The organism is Burkholderia sp. Ac-20345 (assembly GCF_017104825.1).
Lineage (GTDB): Bacteria > Pseudomonadota > Gammaproteobacteria > Burkholderiales > Burkholderiaceae > Burkholderia > Burkholderia lata_B.
Genome location: NZ_JAAGPO010000455.1, coordinates 1 through 2,265 on the forward strand (window position 1 = coordinate 1; position 2,265 = coordinate 2,265).

General features: G+C 70.9%; 2 protein-coding genes and 1 pseudogene. All 3 read right to left on the reverse strand.

Annotation, left to right across the window (positions count from 1 at the left end):
• A pseudogene (locus tag G3O06_RS47880) lies at positions 1-684 on the reverse strand (flagellar hook-length control protein FliK); the annotation flags it as partial.
• 32 nt (positions 685-716) lie between these two features.
• Positions 717-1,175 carry a flagellar export protein FliJ gene (gene fliJ / locus G3O06_RS47885; RefSeq protein ID WP_174973558.1) on the reverse strand — a complete coding sequence of 153 codons (459 nt, stop codon included), beginning with the start codon at positions 1,173-1,175 and terminating at the stop codon, positions 717-719.
• A gap of 5 nt (positions 1,176-1,180) precedes the next feature.
• The coding region (locus G3O06_RS47890; protein ID WP_205820346.1) for a FliI/YscN family ATPase at positions 1,181-2,265 on the reverse strand (1,085 nt) is incomplete at its 5' end.

Sequence of the window (2,265 nt, forward strand, 5' to 3'; positions counted from 1 at the left end):
TTTCGCGTCGGCGAGCGTGCGGTCGAAGGTCGGCACCTTCGGTGTCAGCGGCGCGGCGGCGCCGGTCGATGCGGTCGATGCGGTCGAGGCCGGTGCGGACGCCGTCGTGCCGGTCGCGGGCATCGTGATCGCACCCGAGCCGCCCGTCAGTTTGGCGAGCGCCTCCTGCAGTGCGTCGCGGCTCGTCGCCGGTGCGGCCTGGGTGGCCGCGGCAACGTCCTTTGCCGCGTGATCCGCCAGCGTGGCCGTGGCATCGGGCTGGCCGGACACGACCGTCTTTTGCGCAGCGGCAGCGGCGGCAGCCGCATCGGCCGGCGTCGCGTTGTCCGTGCGCGCCAGCAGTTGCGCCTGCACGGCCGCGGCGGCCGCGAGCGCGGCGGCGTCGGGGTTGGTGGCGGCGTTCGTGGTCGTATCGTCGGTCGTGTCGTCGTCATCCGCGGCGGATGGCTTCGTGCCAGTGGCCGGCTTCGACGAAGCCTGTGTCGTCGACGCACCCGGCACGCCGGAATTCGATGTATCGCGACGCGTGATGACGCTTTGCTTCAGCGTCTGCGCGAACGGCACGGCGCTCGTCGCGGTCGCGGCATCGTTGCCGGCGGCGCTGGACGAACCCGAGCCGCGGGCGGCCTTGAGTGCGGTGCCGGCGGTGTCGAGCAGCGCGCCGAGCAGGGGCAGGGGAGGCATGACGGTTCTCTCGTTCGAAATGCGGTGGTCGGTTACGACGAACGGGCCGCGTCGGCCCGCATGCGCAGGATCTTCGCGGCGTGTTCGTCGGCGTCGCGCTGTTCGCGCCGGGCGTCGCGTTTCGCTTCCTGCGCGACGCCGCGCGCCTGCAGGATTTCAAACGAGCCGACGGTGCGTTTCTTCTGTTGCCAGTTCGGGCGTGCTTCGTCGATGCGGATTTCGGCCGCGGCCAGCACGCTGCGCTGCTGCGCGATCGCGGCGTCGAGCGTGTCGATGAACGCCTGGAAATTGCGCCAGTTGCCGGCCGGCATCCCATGCTGCGCGGATTGCGAGAAGCGCGCGTGGTATTCGTCGCGGTAGCGCAGCAGCGCGTCGAGCTGCTCGGCGGCCGCGGTGCGGTCGCGCTGCGCGGTGCCGAGCTGCTTCGTGGCGGAGTCGAGATCTTCCTGCGCGCGGTCGAGCAGCAACTGAAGGGGAAAGCCGTGTGCCATCGGAATCAGCCTCCGTAAGCGTCGAACAGTGCATCGAGCCCGGCGAGGCTCGACGCGAACGGCGCGCATTCGCGAAAGCCCTGCTGCAGGAACGCCTCGATGCGCGGATAGAGCGCGATCGCGCGGTCGAGCTGCGCGTCGCGGCCGGGCGCGTAAGCGCCGACCGCGATCAGGTCGCGATTGCGCTGGTAGCGCGACAGCATCTGCTTGAACTGCCGGACGTGGTCGAGATGCGTTTCGTCGATCAGCGCGGTCATCGCGCGGCTGATCGACGCCTCGATGTCGATCGCCGGATAGTGGCCGGCTTCGGCGAGCGCGCGTGACAGCACGACGTGGCCGTCGAGGATCGCGCGCGCCGAATCGGCGATCGGATCCTGCTGGTCGTCGCCTTCGGTCAGCACCGTGTAGAACGCGGTGATCGAGCCGCCGCCTTCCGGCCCGTTGCCGGTGCGCTCGACGAGCGCGGGCAGCTTCGCGAACACCGACGGCGGGTAGCCTTTCGTCGCGGGCGGCTCGCCGATCGCCAGCGCGATCTCGCGCTGCGCCATCGCGTAGCGGGTCAGCGAATCCATCAGCAGCAGCACGTGCTTGCCCTGGTCGCGGAAATACTCGGCGAGCGACGTCGCGTAGGCCGCGCCCTGCATCCGCAGCAGCGGCGACACGTCGGCCGGCGCCGCGACGACGACCGAGCGCGCGAGCCCGTCCTCGCCGAGGATCTGTTCGATGAATTCCTTCACTTCGCGGCCGCGTTCGCCGATCAGACCGATCACGATCACTTCCGCGCTCGTGTAGCGCGCCATCGTGCCGAGCAGCACCGACTTGCCGACGCCGGAGCCCGCGAACAGGCCCATCCGCTGCCCGCGGCCGACGGTGAGCAGCGCGTTGATCGCGCGCACGCCGACGTCGAGCACGTGGTGGATCGGTTCGCGCTCGAGCGGGTTGATCGACGGCGCCGACAGCGGCGCGTCGACCTTCGACGCGAGCGGGCCGAGGCCGTCGAGCGGGCGGCCCGACGCGTCGACGACGCGCCCGAGCATCTCCCAGCCGACCGGCAGCCGCTTCGCGCCCGCGAGCGGATCGGTGACGGGCG

Excerpts from the sequence above, each read along its gene's own strand:
- fliJ (WP_174973558.1), bottom strand. The coding sequence starts at position 1,175 with ATGGCACACGGCTTTCCCCTTCAGTTGCTGCTCGACCGCGCGCAGGAA.